This window comes from uncultured Acetobacterium sp. (genome assembly GCF_927416815.1).
In the GTDB taxonomy this organism is placed as follows: Bacteria; Bacillota; Clostridia; order Eubacteriales; family Eubacteriaceae; genus Acetobacterium.
Genome location: NZ_CAKMJU010000130.1, coordinates 1 through 2,917, shown reverse-complemented (window position 1 = coordinate 2,917; position 2,917 = coordinate 1). Strand labels below are relative to the sequence as shown.

4 protein-coding genes are annotated in these 2,917 nt (G+C 40.6%); 3 read left to right on the top strand and 1 reads right to left on the bottom strand.

Annotated features, from left to right (window positions below; genetic code table 11):
• From QZ998_RS15750 to QZ998_RS15740, 3 genes are all read left to right on the top strand, one after another.
• Window positions 1–293: tyrosine-type recombinase/integrase (locus QZ998_RS15750; RefSeq protein WP_296561788.1), on the top strand; the 293-nt coding region annotated here is incomplete at its 5' end.
• A 4-nt stretch (window positions 294–297) separates the two neighbouring features.
• Window positions 298–1,269 (top strand): tyrosine-type recombinase/integrase, encoded by a 972-nt coding sequence (locus QZ998_RS15745; RefSeq protein ID WP_148636314.1) that lies wholly within the window; start codon window positions 298–300, stop codon window positions 1,267–1,269.
• Entirely contained in the window at window positions 1,256–2,278 is a 1,023-nt protein-coding gene (locus tag QZ998_RS15740; protein ID WP_296561787.1) for a tyrosine-type recombinase/integrase, read from the top strand. Before QZ998_RS15745 ends, QZ998_RS15740 begins: the two co-directional genes overlap by 14 nt.
• Before the next feature lie 58 nt (window positions 2,279–2,336).
• Here the strand turns inward: QZ998_RS15740 and QZ998_RS15735 are convergent, their stop codons facing one another.
• Complete coding sequence (locus QZ998_RS15735; RefSeq protein ID WP_296561786.1) at window positions 2,337–2,762, bottom strand: DDE-type integrase/transposase/recombinase; 426 nt, start codon at window positions 2,760–2,762, stop codon at window positions 2,337–2,339.
• Between the last annotated feature and the right edge of the window lie 155 nt (window positions 2,763–2,917).

Sequence of the window (2,917 nt, the reverse complement as noted above, 5' to 3'; positions counted from 1 at the left end):
CAGCAAAACGGGGAAAAAAGCTTTGTAAAACGACAATTCATTCCATTGTTGCAAAATATATGCGGCTTGCAAACATCAGTCACTGGAAGGAAAAAAAGCATGGTGCACATTCCTTGAGACATAGCCTGGCTACGAATCTTCTGAAAAAGAATGTCCCGATCTCAATTATCAGCACCGTTCTTGGGCATCAAAACACCGAGTCAACAAAGGGATACCTGGCGGTTGATATCAATCGTTTAAGAGAATGCCCGCTCCCCATCCCTGCTCTTGCAACAGCGTTTTATGAGGTGTAGGGGGATGAAACGACCAGAATTCATTTGCGTCTTCAGTAAAGAGATCAACGCATACCTGGATTATAAAGTATCATCCGGGTACACGGAAAAGAACTTCTATACACATCTGCGACATTTCGAACATTTTTGCAATAAGCATGTTCTGACGGAACCGGTTTTTACCAAAGAACTCGCCCAGGAATGGATAAAAAAATGCGATCAGGAAGCTTCTACAACGCATTATTCCCGAATCAACGGGATCAAACATTTTCTGAGCTACCTTAATAAAAAAGGACATGATGTCTATGTAACAAGGGATATTGCTTTCAGAAAGACAGAGTTTCAGCCGCATATTTATACTGATGATGAAATAAGCCGGTATTTCCATGCGGTTGATACCTTCGATTCTTCAAAAAACAAAAAGGACAAGATCCAATATCCGGTTTTATTTCGAATCCTCTATTGCTGTGGCACCCGAATCAATGAAACATTGGGAATCAGAAAACAGGATGTCGATCTGGAAGCGGGGATTATCAAGCTGTTTGAGACCAAAAACAACTGCGAACGATATATTGTCCTCAATAAAGAATTGATCGCATTAGTAAAACAGTTTGCCGTACGAACTTTCTATTTACTTGATGATAAAGATTATATTTTCACGACGATAAATGGTGGTCGGTGCAGTGGTGACAGTATTTATAAGCGCCATCGACTGTTTCTCAAAAAAGCAGGCATTCCATTCACTGGTAATAATGAAGGTCCGAGAATTCACGATTTCCGACATACATTTGCCGTCAATTCCTTTAAACAGATGATTGATGCCGGTGCTGATATGTATGTGGCGCTGCCAATATTATCCACATATCTCGGTCACAAAACGATTTATGCAACCGAACAGTATGTCCGACTGACAATGAGTCTCTTTCCGTACATCGAAAAACAATTCAAAGACAAGATTGATGCCGTATTTGGCGAGGTGAACCTTGAAAACAACTAAGTTTGCCTTCTATTTGAATAAATTTTTTATCGTCTATCTCCCCAATGAGAAAGGCTGTACACCGATGACGATTGATTCGTATCGCTATGCATTTATTCTATTTCTTTCGTTCATGGAAGAAAAAAATATTTCTGCTGATTCCATCGAGATTACTGATTTGACTTATCAAACGGTACTGGACTTTTTAAGCTGGCTGGAAATAACACGCAAAAATGCAATTGCGACACGAAATCAGCGACAGGCTGCACTGAACAGTTTTATTGCTTTTCTGATGTATGAATTTCCGGATTCACTGATTGAGTTTCAGCGAGTTTTGAGTATCCCGGTAAAAAAAGCGCCTCAGAAAGAAATCGCTTACCTTAAGACTGATGGCGTTAAACTCTTTTTCGAGCAGGTTGATCTGCACACTCGAAACGGTGCGCGCGATTATGCTCTGCTGACAGTGCTCTATACAACGGGAATCCGGGTAAGTGAGTTGATCAATATCAAAGTCAAGGATGTATCGCTACATTCGCCATCAACACTTCTGATTCATGGCAAGGGGCAGAAAAGCAGATATGTTCCATTGATGAACACAACAGTCTCAATACTTCGTGATTATCTAAGCAACTATGGTCTTGACCGGGAATCGCATTATCATGATTGGCTTTTCAAAAATCACTTACAAGACCAGTTTAAGCGCCAGGGAATCAATTATCTGATAAAAAAATATGCCGATTTAGCCAGAATAAGAAATCCGGAATTAATTCCAGCTGATTTCAGTCCGCATAAAATGCGCCATACAACGGCAATGGGACTTGTTGATTCGGGAGTGGATCTGATTTATATCAGAGATCTTCTTGGTCATGTGAGTGTTAAAACGACTGAAGTTTATGTCAAAGCAGACGCTTCAAAAAAAAGAGAAGCGATCGAGGCCGCAAGTAAAGAACTTGTTCCCGACGAGGAGGCAAAATGGGATAATAATAAAAATCTAAAACACTGGTTAAAAAGCTTTAATCAACAACGGTGATTATGTAAAGAAATATCACCTGCGTTTCCGTTATGCATGGGAATGAATAGCCCTTTCTTTACATAACGGAACGCTTAACATAACCCTTGGAACGGGGCAGATAAGGCCGATGCCGAACCGGAATAAAATGGTGATGCTCGGCAAATCGCAAAAACCGCTGATTCCATTTATCGTTGCCGGTTTTGTGACTGTGGGCAACAACAGTTTTCATATTGTCATACAGAATGCTCTCTGTTACACCACCAAAATAGGCAAATGCCCGTTCATGGCAACCGATTAATGTGTCAAATTTCGAATTCTCCGTGAACTCAAGATAATAATTTCTGGAATGCCCTAAAACCATGATGAAGGCATACAATTTTTTGAGCTTTCCATCGGGCATCGTGACAACGAATTCTCCCCAGTCAACCTGGGCCTGTTTGCCAGGGGGCGTTTCATAGCGGATTGATGCTTTGGCTAACACTTTTTCGCGATATGGTTTCATGAATTCCCGAAGAATGTTAATGTCAAATAGTCCGCACATATTTCACGCTACAAATTCATGCGATAATACCTTCAACAGATTAATAAATGGAGGTATTTTTAATGTCCAAAGATGAACTGCACCTATTTCGTCGTCAGCAGATTGAGGATTATCGC

Coding starts and splice junctions, on each gene's coding strand:
- QZ998_RS15745 (WP_148636314.1), top strand. CDS start 298: ATGAAACGACCAGAATTCATTTGCGTCTTCAGTAAAGAGATCAACGCA.
- QZ998_RS15735 (WP_296561786.1), bottom strand. CDS start 2,762: ATGAAACCATATCGCGAAAAAGTGTTAGCCAAAGCATCAATCCGCTAT.